Source organism: Chachezhania sediminis (assembly GCF_009765275.1).
In the GTDB taxonomy this organism is placed as follows: Bacteria; Pseudomonadota; Alphaproteobacteria; order Rhodobacterales; family Rhodobacteraceae; genus Chachezhania; species Chachezhania sediminis.
The window spans coordinates 911,484-930,246 of sequence record NZ_VOPH01000002.1 but is presented as its reverse complement, the minus strand read 5'-3'; the positions used below and the strand labels follow the sequence as shown (position 1 = coordinate 930,246).

The window sequence follows — 18,763 nt, the reverse complement described above, 5'->3', positions numbered from 1 at the left end:
AGTCCACCAGGGCATCCGCCCCAGCGCCCCAGGCGCCCGTCCGGATCCGCTCCGATCCGCCCCGTCAGCGCCTCAGCGCCGCCGGTGAGGGGCTATTTACGGATCACACCAACAACCCGCAAGCCCGAAATCAAAGCATTCATGAACTTTTTTTGGCAAATATAAGAAATCTATATGAATCAATAGGTTGAGATAGACACGGCCGCGTGAGGCGCGCGCGGACGGGAAGAAGCGGCCTCCGGCAACAACCGCTCAGGCTGCAGGCCAACCGACCATCGCGCCTTACCCACAGGGTTATCCCCCGAAACCGACCGAGTCACGTGACATGCCCCCCGCCCGAGTCGGCCGAGTCACCCCGAGTCACCGCGAAAAAGACACCCGCCACCGATGTATCGGCAGCCGGAAAGCCAAAAGACCCAGAATCGCTCCCAGATAAATCAGCGGCTCCACCTGAAAACCCTTCACAAGCATCACATAATGAACCGCAGCCAGCACAGCGGCAGGATAGATCACCTTGTGAAGCCGCTGCCAGGCCCCTGCCCCCATCTTGCGCAAGGACATCGTGTTGGACGTGATGGCCAGCGGCAGCAGCAGCAGGAAAGAGGCGAAGCCCACCGTCACATAGGGGCGCTTCAGGATGTCGGCCCAGATCTGCGACAGGATCTGCACGTCCAGCACCAGCCAGACGATGAAATGGGCCAGCGCCAGGAAGAAGGTGATCAGGCCGAAGGCCCGGCGGAACCGCAGCAGCGTGATCCCGGTCATCCGGCGCAGCGGCGTGACCGCCAGGGTCAGGATCAGCATCCAGAGCGCACTTTCCCCCAGCGCATGTTCCATCGCCTTCACCGGGTCCACCCCCAGCTGCCCCATGACACCACGCCCGAACAGTTGCGCGATGTAGAAAACGCAAAGGACATAGAGCGGCCAGATGGGCAGACGCCGAAGCGCCGTGTTGATACGCTGTGCCTGGATCATGGGTCAGAAGTTCTTGGCCAGGTCCATGCCCGTATAGAGAGAAGCGACCTCTGCCCCGTAGCCGTTGAACATCTCGGTCGGTTGCCTGCGGGCGAAAAGGCCCCCGCCGATGCGGCGTTCGTTGGCCTGGCTCCACCGCGGATGGCTGACCTCGGGGTTCACGTTCGAATAGAAGCCGTATTCACGGGCATTAGCCTTGTTCCAGCTGGTCGGCGGTTCGTCCGCGGTCAGCGTGATCCTGACGATGCTCTTGATGGACTTGAAGCCGTACTTCCACGGCACGACCAGCCGCATCGGTGCACCGTTCTGTTTCGCGATGGGTTTGTCATAGATGCCGGTGGCCATGATCGTCAGCGGATGCATCGCCTCGTCCAGGCGCAGGCCTTCGACATAGGGCCAGTCGAGCACCGGGTAACGGGTGCCCGGCATCTCGTCCCGGCGCAGCAGCGTCTGGAAGGCCACATATTTCGCGCCGTCCTGCACGCCCGCCATGTTCAGAAGGTCCGCCAGTTCGAAGCCGTTCCAGGGAATGACCATCGACCAGGCCTCGACACAGCGGAAACGGTAGATCCGTTCCTCCACCGTCATCTTGGCCATGATATCGTCGAAGGCATAGGTGCCGGGGCGTTCGACCAGCCCGCCGATTTCGACCGACCAGGGGCTGGTCGTCATCAGGTGGGCATATTCCCTGGGATCGTCCTTGCCGGTCCCGAATTCGTAGAAATTGTTGTAGCTGGTGATCTCTTCCAGCGTGTTGGGCGTCATGTCGCCCTGGGCCGCCAGGGCCGGCCCGGCGATGGATCCCAGCGCGGCGGCCCCTGTGCCCGCAGCCATTGCAGCAATCAGGCGGCGACGGTTCAGGAAGACGGCTTCCGGCGTGACGTCGTTCCGGGTCAGGTCATTGGTCCAGCGGCGTGCCATCGGGCGGGCTCCCTACATTATCTGTACCAGAGGTAGCCCGCCCTTGCGATTGTACAAAGAAAAGCCTTCTCACGTTTGAGAGATGGACGTTTCAATCGTGGGATTCACGCTGGGATAGATCTGGCTGAACGGGACGGACCGGCCGTCGGACTGCACGATCCGGACATGGCGCCGGCCCATCAGGCGCGGTTCGGCCACGCCGACGGAATGGGCAATGGTCTCGACCTCGTGGATGAGGTCCTTGGCATAGCGTGCCACGCGGGCGTGCTTGCTTTCCACCACCAGCCCCTTCTGCAGGCGCTTGTCATGGGTGGTGATGCCCGTGGGACAGGTATTCTTGTTGCACTTCAAAGCCTGGATACAGCCCAGCGAGAACATGAAGCCCCGGGCCGAGGTGACGAAGTCGGCGCCGGCGGCCAGCGCCCAGGCGACATCGCCGGGATTGACCAGCTTGCCCGAGGCCACGATGCGGATCCGTTCCTTCAGCCCGTTCTCGTCGCGGATGTTGACCACCAGCGGCAGCGAATCCCGGATCGACATGCCCACCAGATCCATCAGCGGCATGGGTGCTGCACCGGTTCCGCCCTCGCCCCCGTCCAGCGTGATGAAGTCGGGCGCGCTGTCGGCCCCCCGCTGGACGATCGTTTCGAAGAATTCGCGCACGAAGACTTCGGACCCCACGACCATCTTGATCCCCGTGGGCTTGCCGGTGACCTGGCGGACATGTTCGATCATGTCCAGCAGATCGTCGAAGGTGTTCAGTTCGGAATGGCGGTTGGGCGACATGGAATCGTGGCCCTGTTCAATCCCGCGGATCTTGGCGATCTCGGCGCTGATCTTCTCGGCCGGAAGGATGCCGCCCTTGCCGGGCTTGGCGCCCTGGCTCAGCTTGATCTCGAACATGCGGACGACGTCATGGGCGGCGATTTCGCGCAGCTTCTCGTCGCTCAGGTGGCCTTCCTTGTTCCGCACGCCGTATTTGGCGGTGCCGATCTGGAAGACGATGTCGCAACCGCCCTCCAGGTGATAGGAACTCAGCGCCCCTTCGCCGGTATTCATCCAGATCCCGGCCTCTTTCGCGCCCTGGCTCAGCGCCTGAACCGCGGGCTTGGAAATGGCGCCATAGCTCATGCCCGAGATATTGAAGAAGGACGGCGCCAGATAGGGATGCCGCGCGCCGGGGCCGATCAGCAGCGGCTTGGACTTGGCATATTGCTGTTCCAGCGGCGGGAAGAACGAATTGACGAAGATCGTGGTCCCCGGAATCGACAGGCTTCGGGTGGACCCGAATGCCGACGTGTTGGACTGTCCCTCTGCCGCGCGGCTGATCCAGTTCCGCTGCGCGCGGTTGAACGGCATCTCCTCGCGGTCCATGGCAAAGAAGTACTGCCGGAAGAATTCGCCAAGACCGCTGAACAGGTAGCGGAAGCGCCCGATGACCGGATAGTTGCGCCGGATCGCATCGCCGGTCTGCCAGCGGTCGATCAGGAACAGGATGATGGCCGCCAGGGTGCCGACACCCACCGCCAGCGTGATGGCAAGGGCAATGATCAGAAGCGCGTGTTCGGCGAACGGCATTGAGGGCATGAAGGGCTCCACACTTGGTATCCGGCCGGACGGAAAGGTCCCGACCGCACGCCGACATTGGGCGGGTTATGCCCGCCGATCAAGCCGTTCCGAGGGGATTTGCAGGAATAGTGAGCGTTCGGCCAATAAGGACGCGACATGCCGCGGGCGCCCCGTACCGATGGGGTGCCTTCGTCCCCGTCGCATGCGACCGCGCAAGGCGACTTAAATCGCCTTGGCCGGGCCCGCGGCAACTGCCCCGGGTCCGGCCAGGCCGCTTCAAAGCGGCATTCCGGTTCTTTTGGGAACGGTTCGTCCTTAATGGACGACCGCATCCTCCGGTGGCTGCCGGTTGGACACCGACACCCGGTCGCCGATGATCAGCCCGTCGGGCCCGGTCGTGACCGGGACGGTGGACCCGTCCACGATGTCGCCGGACAGAAGCATCTCGGCCAGCGGGTTCTGCAGCGCACGCTGGATCACCCGCTTCAGCGGCCGCGCCCCGAAGACCGGGTCGTACCCTTCGTCCGCCAGCCATTGCCGCGCGCTGTCGTCAAGGTCCAGCACGATCTTGCGATCTGCCAGCCGCTTCTCCAGACGTTTCATCTGGATCTTGACGATGCCGTCCATGTCCTTCCGGCCAAGGCGATCGAAGATGATCGTCTCGTCCAGGCGGTTCAGGAATTCGGGCCGGAAATGCGCCCGGACCGCATCCATCACGTGGCGACGCGCCTCGGCGACATTGCCGTCTTCGGGCAGCTGGCTCAGCGCCTGGGCGCCCAGGTTCGACGTCAGCACGATCAGCGTCTGCTTGAAATCGACCGTCCGCCCCTGCCCGTCCGTCAGCATGCCGTCATCCAGCACCTGCAGAAGGACGTTGAAGACATCCGGATGCGCCTTCTCGACCTCGTCGAACAGCACGACCTGATAGGGCCGGCGCCGCACGGCTTCGGTCAGGACGCCGCCTTCCTCGTATCCGACATAGCCCGGGGGGGCACCGATCAGACGGGCGACCGCGTGTTTCTCCATGAATTCCGACATGTCGATGCGGACCATCGCGTTGTCGTCGTCAAAGAGGAAGTTGGCCACCGCCTTGGTCAGCTCGGTCTTGCCGACACCCGTGGGCCCCAGGAACAGGAACGAACCCAGCGGCCGCCCCTCGTCGTTCAGACCTGCGCGTGCCCGACGGACCGCATTGGCGACGGCCGTCACCGCCGCATGCTGGCCGATCACCCGCGCATGCAGCTCTTCTTCCATCCGCAGCAGCTTGTCGCGTTCGCCTTCCAGCATCCGCGAGGTCGGGATACCGGTCCAGCGTTCGACCACCTCGGCGATCTGCTCGGGCCGCACGGTCTCTTCGACCATGGCGCCCTCGCCTTCCTGCTCCTCTGCTTCGACCAGAAGCTTCTCCAGCGCGGGGATCACGCCATAGCTCAGCTCGCCCGCGCGGGCCAGGTTGCCTTCGCGCTTCGCGATTTCCAGCTCGGCGCGCGCCTGGTCCAGCTTTTCCTTCAGGTCGCGGGACGATGCCAGCTTGTCACGCTCCGCCTGCCATTGCGCCGTCAGCTCCGCCGCTTCTTCCTGCAGGTCCGCCAGTTCGCGTTCCAGCTTTTCCAGCCGGTCCTTCGACGCCGCATCGTCCTCGACCCGCAGGGCCTCGGCCTCGATCTGCATCTGCAGGATCTGGCGATCCAGCGCGTCCAGTTCTTCCGGCTTGGAATCGACCTCCATCCGCAGCCGCGACGCGGCCTCGTCCACCAGGTCGATGGCCTTGTCCGGCAGGAACCGGTCGGTGATATAGCGGTGCGACAGCGTGGCCGCCGACACAAGCGCACTGTCCGAGATCCGCACGCCGTGGTGCAGTTCGTACTTTTCCTTGATGCCGCGAAGGATGGAAATCGTGTCCTCGACCGTGGGTTCCTGCACCATCACGGGCTGGAACCGGCGGGCCAGGGCCGCGTCCTTCTCTACATACTTGCGGTATTCATCCAGCGTGGTGGCGCCCACGCAGTGAAGCTCGCCCCGGGCCAGCGCAGGCTTGATCAGGTTGGCCGCGTCCATCGCGCCATCCGACTTGCCGGCACCGACCAGCGTGTGCATCTCGTCGATGAACAGGATGATCTCGCCCGCGGCCTCGGTGACCTCGGTCAGGACGGATTTCAGCCGTTCCTCGAACTCCCCGCGGTATTTCGCGCCGGCGATCAGCGCGCCCATGTCCAGCGCCATGAGCTTCTTGTTGCGCAGGCTTTCCGGCACGTCGCCGTTCACGATCCGCAGGGCCAGCCCCTCGGCGATGGCGGTCTTGCCGACGCCCGGTTCACCGATCAGCACCGGGTTGTTCTTGGTCCGGCGCGACAGGACCTGCATCGACCGGCGAATCTCGTCGTCGCGGCCGATGATCGGGTCGATCTTGCCTTCGGCCGCAGCCTCGGTCAGGTCGCGGGCATATTTCTTCAGGGCGTCATAGCCTTCCTCGGCCGTCGCACTGTCGGCGGTCCGGCCCTTGCGGATGTCGTTGATCGCGGCGTTCAGCGCCTGGGCGGTCACCTTGCCCGCATCCAGCGCGTCCTTCGCGGCCGACTTCACCATGCACAGCGCCATCAGCACCCGTTCGACGGGGACAAAGCTGTCGCCGGCCTTCGAGGCAATCTTCTCGGCCTCGTCCAGCACCTTGGCGGTGGTGGTGTCCATATAGATCTGGCTGCTGTCGCCGCTGACGCGCGGAATCTTGGTCATCGCGACGTCCAGCGCCTCGACAACCTGGGCGGGTTGACCGCCAGCACGCGTGATCAGGTTGCTTGCCAGCCCCTGTTCATCGTCCATCAGCGCTTTCAGCAGATGTTCCGGGGCCAACCGCTGATGGTTTTCCCGGATCGCAATTGTCTGCGCCGCCTGCACGAAGCCGCGCGCACGTTCAGTGAACTTGTTCAAGTCCATACCTGTACTCCTTTACCAGCACCCGAAATATTCGGTGCCTGACTGGCAGCGCACCGTGGTTCGGGCCTTGGGGCAAAGATGGGCGTTCGCCGCCGGCATTCAAGTCCGCCACGACCCCGCCGGCCCCTCTTCGAAACGATTTTCCCGGGTGTCGCCTGACTTGACGAAAGGACGAAAATTTTGTCCAAATGATCAAAGTTTGACCGATTGGACAAAGTTTGTCCAATCGGTCAAATTTTTCTGTGCTTCGGACAAGAGTCGTGCGACCCTTCCATCGGGTCAGTTCGATCCGTGTTGCGTTTGTCAGAGGCAGTGAACCTATGATCGTGAACAGTTCCGAAATCTCGAACGTCACATATTGCGCGTCCAAGGGTAGCTACCGCGCGGACATAAAGGTCGCCCGACCGGATGGCGAGACATGGCTGCTGTGCACCGCGTCGCTGTCCGAAGGCGCCCCGACCGAGATCGTGCGCCAGGGCCTTCTGCAGGACGCCGTGCGGCAGATGCAGTACATGCCCGAGATCCGGTCCGGCCGGGACACGCTGATCGTCAAGTAGCCTTCGTGGCTACGAACACATAGCGCCCGGGCGACGAGGACATGGACAGGGGGGCGATCCCCCATGTAGGAGGGCGTACAGTTCGCCCCCTACAGCGAAGGATCCGCGCCATGACCGAGACTGTACTTTCCGCCGCAACCGATGACCGCCTGATCGTGGCGCTGGACGTCGGCAATGCCGTTGCCGGCCTGAAACTGGCCGAAAGCCTGGGCGACGCGGTCAGCTTCTACAAGATCGGCCTTGGCATGCTGACCGGCGGCGGGCTGGCGCTGGCCAACGAACTGAAGATGGAACACGGCAAGCGCATCTTCCTGGACATGAAACTGTTCGACATCGGCGCCACGGTCGAAGCCGCGGTTCGCGGGCTGACCCAGTTCGATCTGGACTTCCTGACCGTTCATGGCGACCCCCACGTGGTGCGCGCGGCCAAGGAAGGCGCCGCGAAGTCCGGCACGAAGATCCTGGCGGTGACGATCCTGACCTCGCTCGACCGGGCCGACCTGGATGCCAGCCTGATCCGCGACGGCGCGATTGACGACCTGGTGGTGGAACGCGCCGCACGCGCCTTCGAAGCCGGGGCCGACGGCGTCATCGCCTCGCCCAACGAAGTGGCCCGCATCCGCGCCATACCGGAATCCGCCGGACGCCTGATCGTCACGCCGGGGGTTCGTCCCGCCGGTTCCGACCTGGGCGACCAGAAACGTGTGGCCACACCCGCGGCCGCGATCCGGGCCGGGGCAGATCACATCGTGGTCGGCCGCCCCGTCCATGCTGCCCCCGATCCGCGCGAAGCGGCGCGGGCAATCCTGGCGGAACTGGCCGGCGCCTGACCCGCCGGGCGCGGGACCTTCCGGAATTGCTGCCGAAACGGGCGGATTGCCCGCTGGCTGTGCACATATGAGCACACGAATAGCCCAATTTTGTTGTTCTGGAAGTCCCGCCTTTTCCGACATCCGCTTTTGGCCGACACTCAACCGTACACTCCCCGTGACGGACCTTACCTCTTCCTGGGTTCGTTCTGCACTGACCCCGGGCGAAAGCCTCGGGGCCTTTTTTGTGCAGGACGCAGCCTCCGGCTCCCGCCCCGCGCACAGGTCCTGTTCGGCCCCTGGGCTCCCCCGAATGCAGGATCGGTGCGATAAGGGCGTCGATGCAGGAGGATCCGCATGCCCGACGACATCAGGGGTTATCACGCCCATATCTATTTCGACGCCAACACCGTGGACCGGGCCCGGGCGGTCTGCGAACGGGTGCGCGACCTTTTCGGGGCGCAGATGGGACGCGTCCACGAACGCACTGTGGGCCCCCATCCGAGGTGGAGCTGCCAGCTGGCCTTCCCGCCCGAGGATTTCGGCCGGATCGTCCCCTGGCTGGCCCTGCACCGGGACGGTCTGACGGTCTTTGCCCATCCCGACACCGGCAACGACCTTGCAGATCATCGCGATCACGCCCTGTGGATGGGCGAGATGTTACCCCTGAAATTGGACATCTTCGAACAGAAGGCCTGAGTCAGCCCCTGGTGCCCGACAGGTAGGCGCCCAGCTGGTCGCGGAAGTTCGGAATGCCCCGCGGATGTGTCAGATAGGCCTCTGGCGACATCAGCCGCCAGCCCAGACCTTCGTTGCCAAAGCGGATCTGCGCGATCAGACCGGCCGGCTTGCGGGCCACGAAGAACAACGCCTGCCCCGCCTGCCCCAGATAGCTTTGCCGCCAGATCAGATCCGACTCGGCCAGGGTCAGGCCCAGCTCCTCCCATGTCTCGCGCAGGGCGCACCGTTCGGCCGTTTCGCCCCCTTCCCGGCCGCCGCCGGGAAAGTCGAGATGGCCCGGGAAGGCGATATGGGGAATGTCGTCGCGTTCGATCACCACCAGATCGGGCCCGAGAAACAGCGCAAGCTTCGCCCCGACAAAGTCCGTCATGTACATCTGTCCCCGGTTTGCCCTGCCGCCGATTGCACATCGCCCGGCCAGGGGGCAGAATAGGCCCATCCGGTGCCGCTGGCCACCAGCCCCACCGCATGATCCGGTCCTGCCCGCCATGGATGCCCAGATTTCGACCTGCCCCGCCCTGTGTCGCGACTGTCTGTCGTGGTGGCCCGACTGGCGGCCGCCAAAAGCCGGCCGGCCGCGCTGTCCGTCCTGCGGCGGCCTGCGCCTGCTGTCCCATCCCGAACTGTTCAGCCTGTCCATCGCCCACATGGATTGCGACGCCTTCTATGCCTCGGTCGAAAAACGTGACGATCCCAGCCTGGCCGACAAGCCGCTGATCATCGGGGGCGGCAAGCGCGGGGTCGTGTCGACCGCCTGCTATGTCGCGCGGATCCGCGGCGTCCGGTCTGCCATGCCGATGTTCAAGGCGCTGGAACTGTGCCCCGACGCCGTCGTCCTGCGCCCCCGGATGGAGGTCTATGCCGCCGTTTCCAAGCAGATCCGTGCGATGATGGACGACCTGACGCCCGTGATCGAACCCCTGTCCCTGGACGAGGCGTTCCTGGACCTGTCGGGCACCGAACGGCTGCACGGCGCGCCGCCCGCGGTGATGCTGGCGCGGCTGACCCGGCGAATGAAGGACGAACTGGGCCTGACGGGATCGATCGGCCTGTCCCACAACAAGTTCCTGGCAAAGGTCGCATCCGACCTCGACAAGCCGCGGGGCTATTCGATCATCGGCCGGGCCCAGACGGCGGATTTCCTGCGCGACAAGCCCGTGCGCCTGATCTGGGGCATCGGCCCCGCAGCGCAGGAATCGCTGGATCGCGCCGGCATCCGCAGCTTTTCGGACCTCCTGCGCTGGGAAAAGGCCGATCTGACCGCGCGCTTCGGGTCCATGGGCACGCGGCTTTACCATCTGGCCCGGGGCGAGGATTTCCGCAGCGTGTCGGCCAACGAACCGGTCCGCTCCATCTCGAACGAGACGACTTTCTTCGAGGACACGTCGGACCCGGTCATCCTGGACGGGCACCTGTGGCGGATGGCGGAAAAGGTATCGGCCCGGGCCAAGGCCAAGGGCATTGCCGGGCGGGTGGTGACGCTGAAGCTGAAGCGTGCCGATCACAAGATCCTGACGCGGCGGATCTCTCTGCGCACGCCGACACAGATGGCCGACACGCTCTATCGTACCGCGCGGGCCCTGCTGGACCAGGCGGAAAAACAGGGGCCCTTCCGCCTGCTGGGTTGCGGCCTGTCGGATCTGGTGCCGGACGCGCAGGCCGACACCTCGGGCGACCTGCTGGATCCCGGCGCCGAAAGCCGCGCCCGGGCGGAACGCGCCACCGACGCGATCCGCAACAGGTTCGGGACCGAGGCGATCATGAAAGGGCGCACTCTGCGCTGATCCCCGGCCGATCCTGCCAACCTTGTCACCGTGGCCGCCATGACCCGACCGCCACACCGCCTGTGGCCGATGGATCGGGTCTGGGCGCCGGCCGGAATGCCCGCGGAACGCCGGTTTCCCAGGACCGAAGCCACCGACGCCCTGAACGGGCCGCCTATTCCGCCGCCAGCGGCAGATCCTCGATCCCGATGGCAGCGATTTCTGCGATCACGCCGGTCAGCAGGTCGCGCACGGCTTCGAAACGTGCATTCGGCCGGATCCGGCGTTCGTCCATGTAAAGCGACCGGTCGATCTCGACCTGGATCGCGTGCTGGTCGCGGGACGGGCGGCCATAGGCCTGGGTGACGAAGGCGCCGGCGAAAGGCGCATTCCGGGCCACGACGAATCCGGCCGCCTGGAACGCGGCCTCGACCCGGTCCATGATGTCGGCCGCGGCCGCGGCGCCATACCGGTCGCCCAGCACGATTTCGGGCCGAGCCACGCCGCGGCGGGTCACGCTGTCCAACGCCTCGTGCGGCATGGAGTGGCAGTCGATCAGGATCGCGTTCCCGAACAGGTCGCGCGACAGGTCCAGCTGTCGCTGGATCTCGGCATGGTAGGGTCGCCAGTAGAGATCGATTCGCTTCTGCGCTTCGGCCATGGACAACTTGCCGCGATAGATCGCGCGGCCGTTCGCCACGAAACGGGGGATGACCCCCAGACCCGACGCCACGCGCGGGTTGTGGACCTGGGGGCGGACGCCCTCGATCAGGGCCGGGTCCAGCTCGTCCGGGCTGCGGTTCATGTCGACATAGGCGCGGGGGGCGCCGGCAAGCAGAAGAGGGGCACCGAACTCGGGCGCTGCGCCGAAAAGCCTGTCCACGAAGGCATCTTCGGAGGATCTGATGGAATGATCGTCCAGCAGGCTGGCGCGCACGAAGGAGCGCGGATACGAATCGGAACTGTGGGGCGAGGCGAAAACGACGCTGGAGCGCCGGAGCAAGGGCTCGATCACGCGATAGGGTTCGACGATCATCACGTCTCCTTCCGCGTTCAGGATAACGCAGAAATCTCCTCTGCCAAAAGCCCTTGAATAGCCCCGCGACTCCTTTTATAGAGCCCGAACCGGCGCGATGGGCGCGGTCCGGAGCAGTTCGGATCGGCCTTGTGTTCACAAGAATTCGTGAGCATAAGCATGCCTTTGAGGCTGGTTTGCATGGGCGGTTAGCTCAGCGGTAGAGCACTACGTTGACATCGTAGGGGTCACTGGTTCGATCCCAGTATCGCCCACCATGCATTCACTGTCCCGCAACCGCGCGGGACACCCGCAACACCGGCGCCGCCTAACGCGCCACACGAAACGGAGACAGACCATGAAGGTCAAGAACTCGCTGCGGTCGCTGAAGAACCGCCACCGCGATTGCCGTGTCGTGCGCCGCAAGGGCCGCGTCTACGTCATCAACAAGACCCAGCGCAAATTCAAGGCGCGTCAGGGCTGATACTGGTAGGCGCATCCCCGGATGTGCCGCCGATACGACCTGCCGAAAGGGCCGCCCCGGATTTCCGGGCGGCCCTTTCGGTGTTTGCGGGCCGCGTGTACCGACCCGGACGGAATGTGCGTATAACGCACACGGATTAACGCACCCGATGTTGATGGTTCGCGTAGGGTGCGTGGTCCCCACGCACCATCCCCGGCCGAGACCCGAACGATCCGCCCCCCTTCCCTCCCCGGCGCTCTTGAACCGAATGGTTTATTCCCGACTATTTTACTAAGTCTCCCTTGACGGACGCCCGGTCCCGCGCGATGGATGGGCCGGACGGGACTTCCCCCGACGCGAACCGATCGAGGAGACCAATGACCATTCGCCCCAGAACCCTGCGCGTGACCGGCCACGTGGCCGCCGCCGCCCTGTTTGCCCTGACCGCGACCGTCGCGGCAGCGGACGAGTTGAACCTTTACTCCTCGCGCCACTATGACACCGACGAACGGCTTTATTCCGATTTCGAGGACCAGACCGGCATCCTGATCAACCGGATCGAAGGCAATGCGGACGAGCTGATGGCGCGGATGCAGGCCGAAGGCGCGAACAGCCCGGCCGACGTGCTGCTGACCGTCGACACCTCGCGCCTGAAGCGCGCCAAGGACATGGGGCTGCTGCAATCGGTCGACAGCGATGTGCTGGAAGAAAAGATACCCGCAAACCTGCAGGACGCCGACAACCAGTGGTACGGCTTCAGCCAGCGGTCGCGGATCATCTTCTATGACAAGACCGACCTGCCGAACCCGCCGCAGACCTACCTTGACCTGGCCAAGCCCGAGTACAAGGGCCTGATCTGCATCCGGTCGTCGGGCAACACCTACAACCAGACCCTGCTGGCCGCGATCATCGAACATGAAGGCGAAGATGCCGCCAAGGCCTGGGCACAGGGCGTCGTCGACAACATGGCGCGCGATCCGCAGGGCGGCGATACCGACCAGCTGCGCGGCCTGGTGTCGGGCGAATGCGACATCGCCGTTTCGAACACCTATTACTTTGCCCGCGCCCGTGCGTCCGACGTCAGCGGCGTGACCGAAGGCATCGACACTATCGGCTGGGTCTTCCCCGACCAGGACGGCAACGGTGCCCACATGAACCTGTCCGGCGCCGGCGTGGCCGCCCATGCGCCCCATCGCGAAAACGCCATCAAGTTCCTGGAATACCTGACCAGCGACCAGGCGCAGGAATACTTCTCGGCCGGGAACAACGAATATCCGGCGGTCGAAGGCGTGGCCCTGGCCGCCCCGGTCGAAGGGCTGGGCACCTTCAAGGCCGACGATGTCGACCTGTCGGTCGTGGCCGAAAACCTGCCCGCCGCACAGCGCATCTTCAACGAGGTGGGCTGGAAGTAATCCCCCACCCCTCGCCCTCTCGGGCCAGGCCGGCACGTCCCATGGGCGTGCCGGTCTTTTTCGTTTCGGGGATCGGGGTCGTCCGCGGATCAGGACCGGCGCAGATCAGGACTGACGCAGATCAGGACTGGCGCCGGCCGACCTGGCGGCAGATCAGGATCACCGGCAGAAGGCCCACGGCCACGATCACAAGCGACGGCACCGCAGCCCCTTCCAGTCGTTCGTCCGACGCCAGCCGATAGGCCTGTACCGCCAGCGTGTCATAGTTGAAGGGCCGCATGATCAGCGTGGCGGGCAGTTCCTTCATCACGTCGACGAAGACGATCAGCAGCGCCGTCAGCAGGCTGGGCGTCAGGATCGGCAGGTGCACCCGGCGAAGCGTGCCCAAGGGCGTCTGCCCCAGCGACCGGGCCGCGGCATCCATGTTGGCGTGGACGGTGCTTTGCCCGCCCTCATAGGCGCCAAGCGCGGCCGCCAGGAAGCGCACCATGTAGGCCGCGATCAGAAGCCAGATGGACCCGGTGACCAGAAGCCCGGTGGACACGTCGAAGGTCGCCCGCATCCACGCGTCCAGCCCGTTGTCGAAGGCCGCGAAGGGCACGACCAGCCCCACCGCGATCACGCCCCCCGGCACGGCATAGCCCAGCCGCGCGACATAGGCCGCACCGGCCGACAGGCGGCCCGGCAGCTGCCGCTGGTAGAACCCGATGACGATGGCGGCACACAGCGTCAGCACCGCCGCGATGGTGGCCAGCGTCAGCGAGTTCTGCAGGAATGCCTGATACCGCCGGCCGAAGAGATCCTGCCCCGACCCCACGCCCATGGAGACAAGGATGACGACCGGCAGAGCAAAGCCCAGCAGCACCGGCACGGTGCAGAACGTCGTGGCCGCCGCGGCGCGCCAGCCCTTCAGCGGCGTTGGCGGCAGGCGCATCGACCGCTTGCCGGCATGGTGGAACCGCGCCTCGCCCCGTTGCGCGCGTTCGGCCATGGCCAGGATCAGCGCGAAGGCCAGAAGGCACAGCGCCAGCTGCGCGGCCCCCGCCCGGTCGGCGAAGGAGAACCACGAGGTATAGATCCCGGTCGCGAAGGTCTGGACCCCGAAATAGGCGACGGTGCCGAAATCGGCGATCGTCTCCATCACCGTCAGCAGGACGCCGCCCGCGATCGCCGGCCGCGCCATCGGCAGGCTGACCCGCCAGAAGGCGGCCCAGGCGCTGTCGCCCAGCGTCCGCGCGGCCAGAAGCGCGCCGGAGCTTTGCTGCAGGAACGCGGCACGCGCCAGCAGGTAGACATAGGGATAGAGGACCAGGATGAACATCGCCGCCGCGCCGCCCAGGGACCGCACCTCGGGGAACCAGTAGTCGCGCGGGCCCCAGCCCGTGACCTGCCGCAGGGTGGCCTGCACGATGCCGGGATGGTCCAGCACGAAGGTATAGGCATAGGCCAGCACATAGGCCGGGAAGGCCAGGGGCAGGACCAGCACGATTTCCAGCACGCGAACGCCCGGAAAACGGGTCATGGTGACCAGCCAGGCGGTGCCGACCCCGATGGTGAAGGTGCCCGTGGCCACGATGGCCACCAGCGCAATGGTCGTCAGCGTGTACCGCGGCAGGACGGTGGACCACAGATGCGCGACCGAGTCGGTTCCGCCCGTCACCGCAGCCAGCGAAACGGCGACAATCGGCAGAAGACACAGGGCTGCGATCAGGATGGCGATGGTGGCCAGTCCGCGCGTGCCGGCGGCCTTGGTGCGGCGCCGCGACGGGGCGCGGCCCAGGCGCGGAACGGATGTCGTCTCTGCCACGTGTGCGCCTTTCCTGCCCGTTTACGATTTTGGTCAGGAATACGTTCTACGACAGTCCGGGATGGGCGGCAATGTGAACAGCCGCCCACCGGATCTGCATGCCGGGCGCCCGTCAGGCCCCGGTAAAGGTCGGCCGTTTCTTGTTCAGGAAAGACTCGATGCCGTGGGGCGCATCCGCCGTCCGCATGATACCCGAAATCGACAGTGCCTCTTTCTCCAGCTGCGCCTCGATGGTGTCCGAATACGCGGTCTGCAACAGTCGCTTGACGCCGCCATAGGCCTTGGTGGGGCCGGCCGCGAACTGGCTTACCATCGCTTCGGCCTCTGCCTCCAGCGCGTCGTGGGCGACGACGCGGCTGACCAGGCCCCAGTCCAGCGCCTCGTTCGCCGAAAGCGTCCGGTTGGTCAGCATCAGCTCTTTCGCGCGCAGAAGGCCCACATGCTTGGCCAGGTAATGCGTGGCCGAACAGTCCGGCGTCAGGCCGGACGCCGTATAGCCCGACACGAATTTCGCCTTGTCCGACGCAATGATGTAGTCGCCCGCCAGCAGAAGAGAGAACCCGCCCCCGCCCGCGGCGCCGTTCACGGCCACGACGACCGGCGCGTCCATCGCCGCCAGCCGGGTGACGGCCTGGTGCATCAGCGTGGCCATCTCCAGAAGCATCGCCTCACGCCCCGCGCCGGCGGAGGCCATTGCGGCCAGATCGCCGCCGCCGCAGAAAAGCTTGCCCCGCCCGGTCAGCAGCACCGCCCGCACCGACGGATCGGTGGCCAGCAGCATCGACACCGCGAACATCTCGCGCGCCAGGGTGACGTTCAGCGCATTGGCCTGATCGGGACGGTTCAGCACGATCCGCGCGATGCCGTCCGCGACAGAGAATTCCAGCGTTTCATAGGTCATGCGACCAGCCCCGCTAGGCGCGATTTGATCAGGCTGTCGGCCTCGGCCATGATGCCGTCGATCAGGTCTTTGCAGGTCGGGATGTCGTGGATCAGGCCCGCAACCATGCCGCAGGACCAGGCGCCCGCCTCCATCTCGCCGTCGATCATGATCTTCGGATAGACGCCTGCGACTTCCTCGATGATGTCCTCGAACTTGATGCTGGCGCCCAGGGTCCGTTCCTTTTCCAGCAGCCGTTCGACCGCGTCGTTGGTCAGCACGCGTTCGGTGTTCCGCAGCGGGCGCATCACCAGCCGGGTGTCCAGTTCCGACGCCGCGACGATGGCCTGCTTCACGTTTTCATGCACCGGCGCTTCCTTGGTGGCGATGAAGCGGGTGCCCATGTTCATGCCTTCCGCACCCAATGCCAGCGAGGCCACCAGGCTGCGCGCATCGGCCATGCCCCCGGACGCCAGGAACGGGATTTCCAGCTCTTCCGCCGCGCGGGGCAGCAGGATCATGTTCGGGATGTCGTCCTCGCCCGGGTGGCCGCCGCATTCGAAACCGTCGACCGACACCGCGTCGCAACCGATGGCCTGCGCCTTCAGCGCGTGGCGGACCGACGTGCACTTGTGGACCACCTTGATGCCCGCGTCCTTCAGGTAGGGCATGACTTCGCTGGGATTGCGGCCGGCGGTTTCGACCACCTTCACGCCGCCTTCGATGATCGCCTTCACATAGCCCGGATAATCGGGCGAACTGACGGTCGGCAGAAAGGTCAGGTTCACGGCAAAGGGCTTGTCCGTCAGGTCGCGGCACTTCGCGATCTCGTTTGCCAGATCCGCGGGCGTGCGCTGGGTCAACCCGGTGATCGTGCCGATGCCCCCGGCATTGGACACGGCAGCGGCCAGTTCGGCAAAGCCGACAAAGTGCATGCCGCCCTGCATGATCGGGTGTTCGATACCGAAAAGCTCGGTGATACGGGTCTTCATCTTGGATCCTCCGGGGTCTTGCTGTTGCGCGACGCGCGTTTTGCCCGAGACTTCGCGGCCCGGGCCGTTTGCGTCAATCGGACCGTTGCGTCGCGTTCGTCTGCGTGGTCCCGTCCGCGGCCATGTCGTCCAGATTTCCAAGGAAGCGGCGCAGGTAATCGGCGAAGGCCGAAACCTCTGCCCGGGTGAAGCCGTCCAGCAGTTTCGACTGCCGGTCCAGCGCCACGTCCAGGATTCGGTCGTGCAGCGCCGCCCCCTGCCCGGTCAGCCGCCAGGCGCCGCGGGCGGCGGTGCTGCCGTCGTCCAGCCGGGCCAGACCAAGATCCGCCAGCCGCCGCAGGCTGCGGCTGACCGCGGCCTTGTCGATACCGATGGTGCGCGCCGCATGGTTCACGCCTGTACCCGGTTCACGCGCCAGCATGACCAGCATCCGCCAGTCCATCGCGCCGATCCCGAACCGCGCCTGATATTCGCGCGAGGCCAGGCGGGTAAAGCGGTTGGCCGCAAAGGTCAGCAGCACCGTCGGCGTCCGCCGGAAACTGAGCGTCCGGCGTGCATCCTCGGCATCGCCGGGATGGAACAGGAACAGGTCGTCGGGCAGGTCCAGGTCAGAAGTCATGCCGGACAGGTTAGGCTGTCCCTGTTGACTTGACAACACAAGGTCGCGCCGCGCACTCTCCGTTCAAAGTGTTGACCTGACAACAGGCACGACGGGGAGGATGACATGCGTGATGTACCGGTCTACGAGATCGATCCGACGGCGTTCTGGCGGGATCCATACCCGGATCTGAAGCGCCTGCGGGCCGAGGCGCCGGTGGCCTTCGTGCCGCAACTGGGCGCGGTGCTGCTGACCCGCCGCGACGACATCTTCGAGAACGAGAAACGGGTGGAGGTGTTTTCGTCGGACCAGCCGCAGGGGCTGATGACGGTGCTGATGGGCCAGAACCTGATGCGCAAGGACGGCGCGGCGCATCAGGCCGAACGCAAGGCGATCTTTCCCACCGTCTCGCCCCGGACGGTGCGGGATGTGTGGAAGGCTTCGTTTGAAACCGCGACGAAAGAGGTGCTGGACCGTGTCGCGCCTTCTGGCCGGTCCGACATGGTGCGGGATCTGGCCATGCCGATTTCGGCCGAAGCACTGAAAGCGATGACCGGCCTGACGAACATGGCATGGCAGGAAATGGACCGCGTCAGCCAGGGCATGATCGACGGCTGCGCGAACTATGCCGGCGATCCGGCGGTGACGGCCCGGTGCAACGATTGCACGGCCTCGATCGATGCCCATATCGACGCGCGGATGCCGGAGCTGAAGGCAGAGCCCGACCATTCGCTGCTGTCGGTCCAGATGCAGGCAGAGCTGCCGGAGGACACGATCCGGGCCAACGTGAAACTTGCGATTTCCGGCGGGCAGAACGAACCGCGGGACGCGATTGCCGGCACCGCCTGGGCGCTGCTGACCCATCCGGAGCAACTGGCAATGGTGCTGGCCGGCAAGGCGACCTGGCTTCAGGCCTTCGAGGAATATGCCCGCTGGATCGCCCCCATCGGCATGAGCCCGCGCCGGATCGCGGTGGAACACGAAATCCGCGGATCGGTGCTGGAGCCCGAGGACCGCGCCTTCCTGATGTTTGGGTCGGCCAACCGGGACGAGGCGGTCTTCGACCGGCCAGAGGTTTTCGACATCACCCGCGACACCTCGGCCGCGATCAGCTTTGGCGCGGGGCCGCATTTCTGCGCCGGCGCCTGGGCTTCGCGCTGCCTGATCGCCGAGGTGGCGCTGCCCGCGATGTTCGACCGCCTGCGCGGCCTGCGGCTGGACGGCGAGACGAGCTTCGGCGGCTGGGCCTTCCGCGGCCCGCTGAAGATGCCGGTCGCCTGGGGCTGACGGCGCACGGGCCGCGACTGGCGACAAGAGCCTTTCGAAA

Annotated in this window: 17 protein-coding genes and 1 tRNA gene; 8 read left to right on the top strand and 10 right to left on the bottom strand. The window is 65.4% G+C overall.

What is annotated here, in order from left to right; all coding sequences use genetic code 11:
- Positions 1-360: 360 nt before the first annotated feature.
- From msrQ to clpB, 4 genes are all read right to left on the bottom strand, one after another.
- Positions 361-975, bottom strand: coding sequence for a protein-methionine-sulfoxide reductase heme-binding subunit MsrQ (msrQ, locus tag FQK05_RS09340; RefSeq protein WP_158965949.1), 615 nt, complete (start codon positions 973-975; stop codon positions 361-363).
- 3 nt (positions 976-978) lie between these two features.
- A complete protein-coding gene (gene msrP, locus FQK05_RS09335; protein WP_158965947.1) occupies positions 979-1,896 on the bottom strand; it encodes a protein-methionine-sulfoxide reductase catalytic subunit MsrP in 918 nt (305 codons plus the stop codon).
- 69 nt (positions 1,897-1,965) lie between these two features.
- The gene (locus FQK05_RS09330; RefSeq protein WP_158966068.1) at positions 1,966-3,474 is read right to left on the bottom strand and encodes an FMN-binding glutamate synthase family protein; all 1,509 of its coding nucleotides are present in this window, start codon (positions 3,472-3,474) and stop codon (positions 1,966-1,968) included.
- A gap of 306 nt (positions 3,475-3,780) precedes the next feature.
- Entirely contained in the window at positions 3,781-6,399 is a 2,619-nt protein-coding gene (clpB, locus tag FQK05_RS09325) for an ATP-dependent chaperone ClpB (RefSeq protein ID WP_158965945.1), read from the bottom strand.
- 326 nt (positions 6,400-6,725) lie between these two features.
- Between clpB and FQK05_RS09320 the strand changes: the two genes are divergently transcribed.
- From FQK05_RS09320 to FQK05_RS09310, 3 genes are all read left to right on the top strand, one after another.
- Positions 6,726-6,956, top strand: coding sequence for a hypothetical protein (locus tag FQK05_RS09320; RefSeq protein WP_233270434.1), 231 nt, complete (start codon positions 6,726-6,728; stop codon positions 6,954-6,956).
- A 110-nt stretch (positions 6,957-7,066) separates the two neighbouring features.
- The gene (gene pyrF, locus FQK05_RS09315) at positions 7,067-7,786 is read left to right on the top strand and encodes an orotidine-5'-phosphate decarboxylase (RefSeq protein ID WP_158965942.1); all 720 of its coding nucleotides are present in this window, start codon (positions 7,067-7,069) and stop codon (positions 7,784-7,786) included.
- 336 nt (positions 7,787-8,122) lie between these two features.
- On the top strand, positions 8,123-8,464 hold the full coding sequence (locus FQK05_RS09310) for a DOPA 4,5-dioxygenase family protein (protein ID WP_158965940.1): 342 nt from the start codon (positions 8,123-8,125) through the stop codon (positions 8,462-8,464).
- 1 nt (position 8,465) lies between these two features.
- On the opposite strand, the gene FQK05_RS09305 is transcribed toward FQK05_RS09310, so the two are convergent.
- Positions 8,466-8,876, bottom strand: coding sequence for an NUDIX hydrolase (locus FQK05_RS09305; protein ID WP_158965938.1), 411 nt, complete (start codon positions 8,874-8,876; stop codon positions 8,466-8,468).
- 118 nt (positions 8,877-8,994) lie between these two features.
- Between FQK05_RS09305 and FQK05_RS09300 the strand changes: the two genes are divergently transcribed.
- Positions 8,995-10,290, top strand: coding sequence for a DNA polymerase IV (locus FQK05_RS09300; RefSeq protein WP_158965936.1), 1,296 nt, complete (start codon positions 8,995-8,997; stop codon positions 10,288-10,290).
- Positions 10,291-10,444: 154 nt separating this feature from the next.
- On the opposite strand, the gene FQK05_RS09295 is transcribed toward FQK05_RS09300, so the two are convergent.
- Entirely contained in the window at positions 10,445-11,305 is an 861-nt protein-coding gene (locus FQK05_RS09295) for an N-formylglutamate amidohydrolase (RefSeq protein ID WP_158965934.1), read from the bottom strand.
- Positions 11,306-11,487: 182 nt separating this feature from the next.
- Between FQK05_RS09295 and FQK05_RS09290 the strand changes: the two genes are divergently transcribed.
- The 3 genes from FQK05_RS09290 (at position 11,488) to FQK05_RS09280 (ending at position 13,159) form a co-directional block, all read left to right on the top strand.
- Positions 11,488-11,562: transfer RNA gene (locus FQK05_RS09290), tRNA-Val, on the top strand.
- An 80-nt stretch (positions 11,563-11,642) separates the two neighbouring features.
- A complete protein-coding gene (ykgO, locus tag FQK05_RS09285) occupies positions 11,643-11,768 on the top strand; it encodes a type B 50S ribosomal protein L36 (protein WP_005648635.1) in 126 nt (41 codons plus the stop codon).
- A 356-nt stretch (positions 11,769-12,124) separates the two neighbouring features.
- Positions 12,125-13,159 (top strand): Fe(3+) ABC transporter substrate-binding protein, encoded by a 1,035-nt coding sequence (locus FQK05_RS09280; RefSeq protein WP_158965932.1) that lies wholly within the window; start codon positions 12,125-12,127, stop codon positions 13,157-13,159.
- A 121-nt stretch (positions 13,160-13,280) separates the two neighbouring features.
- On the opposite strand, the gene FQK05_RS09275 is transcribed toward FQK05_RS09280, so the two are convergent.
- The 4 genes from FQK05_RS09275 to FQK05_RS09260 form a co-directional block, all read right to left on the bottom strand.
- Entirely contained in the window at positions 13,281-14,966 is a 1,686-nt protein-coding gene (locus FQK05_RS09275; protein ID WP_199252616.1) for an ABC transporter permease, read from the bottom strand.
- Positions 14,967-15,078: 112 nt separating this feature from the next.
- Positions 15,079-15,867, bottom strand: coding sequence for an enoyl-CoA hydratase/isomerase family protein (locus FQK05_RS09270; protein ID WP_158965930.1), 789 nt, complete (start codon positions 15,865-15,867; stop codon positions 15,079-15,081).
- On the bottom strand, positions 15,864-16,838 hold the full coding sequence (locus tag FQK05_RS09265) for an NAD(P)H-dependent flavin oxidoreductase (protein WP_158965928.1): 975 nt from the start codon (positions 16,836-16,838) through the stop codon (positions 15,864-15,866). The genes FQK05_RS09270 and FQK05_RS09265 overlap by 4 nt, the downstream gene beginning before the upstream one ends.
- Positions 16,839-16,911: 73 nt before the next feature.
- Positions 16,912-17,457 carry a MarR family winged helix-turn-helix transcriptional regulator gene (locus tag FQK05_RS09260; RefSeq protein WP_158965927.1) on the bottom strand — a complete coding sequence of 182 codons (546 nt, stop codon included), beginning with the start codon at positions 17,455-17,457 and terminating at the stop codon, positions 16,912-16,914.
- 105 nt (positions 17,458-17,562) lie between these two features.
- Here FQK05_RS09260 and FQK05_RS09255 point away from each other — a divergent pair, with 105 nt between their 5' ends.
- On the top strand, positions 17,563-18,723 hold the full coding sequence (locus FQK05_RS09255; RefSeq protein ID WP_158965925.1) for a cytochrome P450: 1,161 nt from the start codon (positions 17,563-17,565) through the stop codon (positions 18,721-18,723).
- Positions 18,724-18,763: the final 40 nt, after the last annotated feature.

Bases quoted from the DNA above. Each gene is read 5' to 3' on its own strand.
- FQK05_RS09295 (WP_158965934.1), bottom strand. From the start codon at position 11,305: ATGATCGTCGAACCCTATCGCGTGATCGAGCCCTTGCTCCGGCGCTCC.
- ykgO (WP_005648635.1), top strand. From the start codon at position 11,643: ATGAAGGTCAAGAACTCGCTGCGGTCGCTGAAGAACCGCCACCGCGAT.
- FQK05_RS09270 (WP_158965930.1), bottom strand. From the start codon at position 15,867: ATGACCTATGAAACGCTGGAATTCTCTGTCGCGGACGGCATCGCGCGG.
- FQK05_RS09280 (WP_158965932.1), top strand. From the start codon at position 12,125: ATGACCATTCGCCCCAGAACCCTGCGCGTGACCGGCCACGTGGCCGCC.
- msrP (WP_158965947.1), bottom strand. From the start codon at position 1,896: ATGGCACGCCGCTGGACCAATGACCTGACCCGGAACGACGTCACGCCG.
- FQK05_RS09305 (WP_158965938.1), bottom strand. From the start codon at position 8,876: ATGACGGACTTTGTCGGGGCGAAGCTTGCGCTGTTTCTCGGGCCCGAT.
- FQK05_RS09330 (WP_158966068.1), bottom strand. From the start codon at position 3,474: ATGCCGTTCGCCGAACACGCGCTTCTGATCATTGCCCTTGCCATCACG.
- FQK05_RS09255 (WP_158965925.1), top strand. From the start codon at position 17,563: ATGCGTGATGTACCGGTCTACGAGATCGATCCGACGGCGTTCTGGCGG.
- msrQ (WP_158965949.1), bottom strand. From the start codon at position 975: ATGATCCAGGCACAGCGTATCAACACGGCGCTTCGGCGTCTGCCCATC.
- pyrF (WP_158965942.1), top strand. From the start codon at position 7,067: ATGACCGAGACTGTACTTTCCGCCGCAACCGATGACCGCCTGATCGTG.
- FQK05_RS09260 (WP_158965927.1), bottom strand. From the start codon at position 17,457: ATGACTTCTGACCTGGACCTGCCCGACGACCTGTTCCTGTTCCATCCC.
- clpB (WP_158965945.1), bottom strand. From the start codon at position 6,399: ATGGACTTGAACAAGTTCACTGAACGTGCGCGCGGCTTCGTGCAGGCG.
- FQK05_RS09300 (WP_158965936.1), top strand. From the start codon at position 8,995: ATGGATGCCCAGATTTCGACCTGCCCCGCCCTGTGTCGCGACTGTCTG.
- FQK05_RS09310 (WP_158965940.1), top strand. From the start codon at position 8,123: ATGCCCGACGACATCAGGGGTTATCACGCCCATATCTATTTCGACGCC.
- FQK05_RS09265 (WP_158965928.1), bottom strand. From the start codon at position 16,838: ATGAAGACCCGTATCACCGAGCTTTTCGGTATCGAACACCCGATCATG.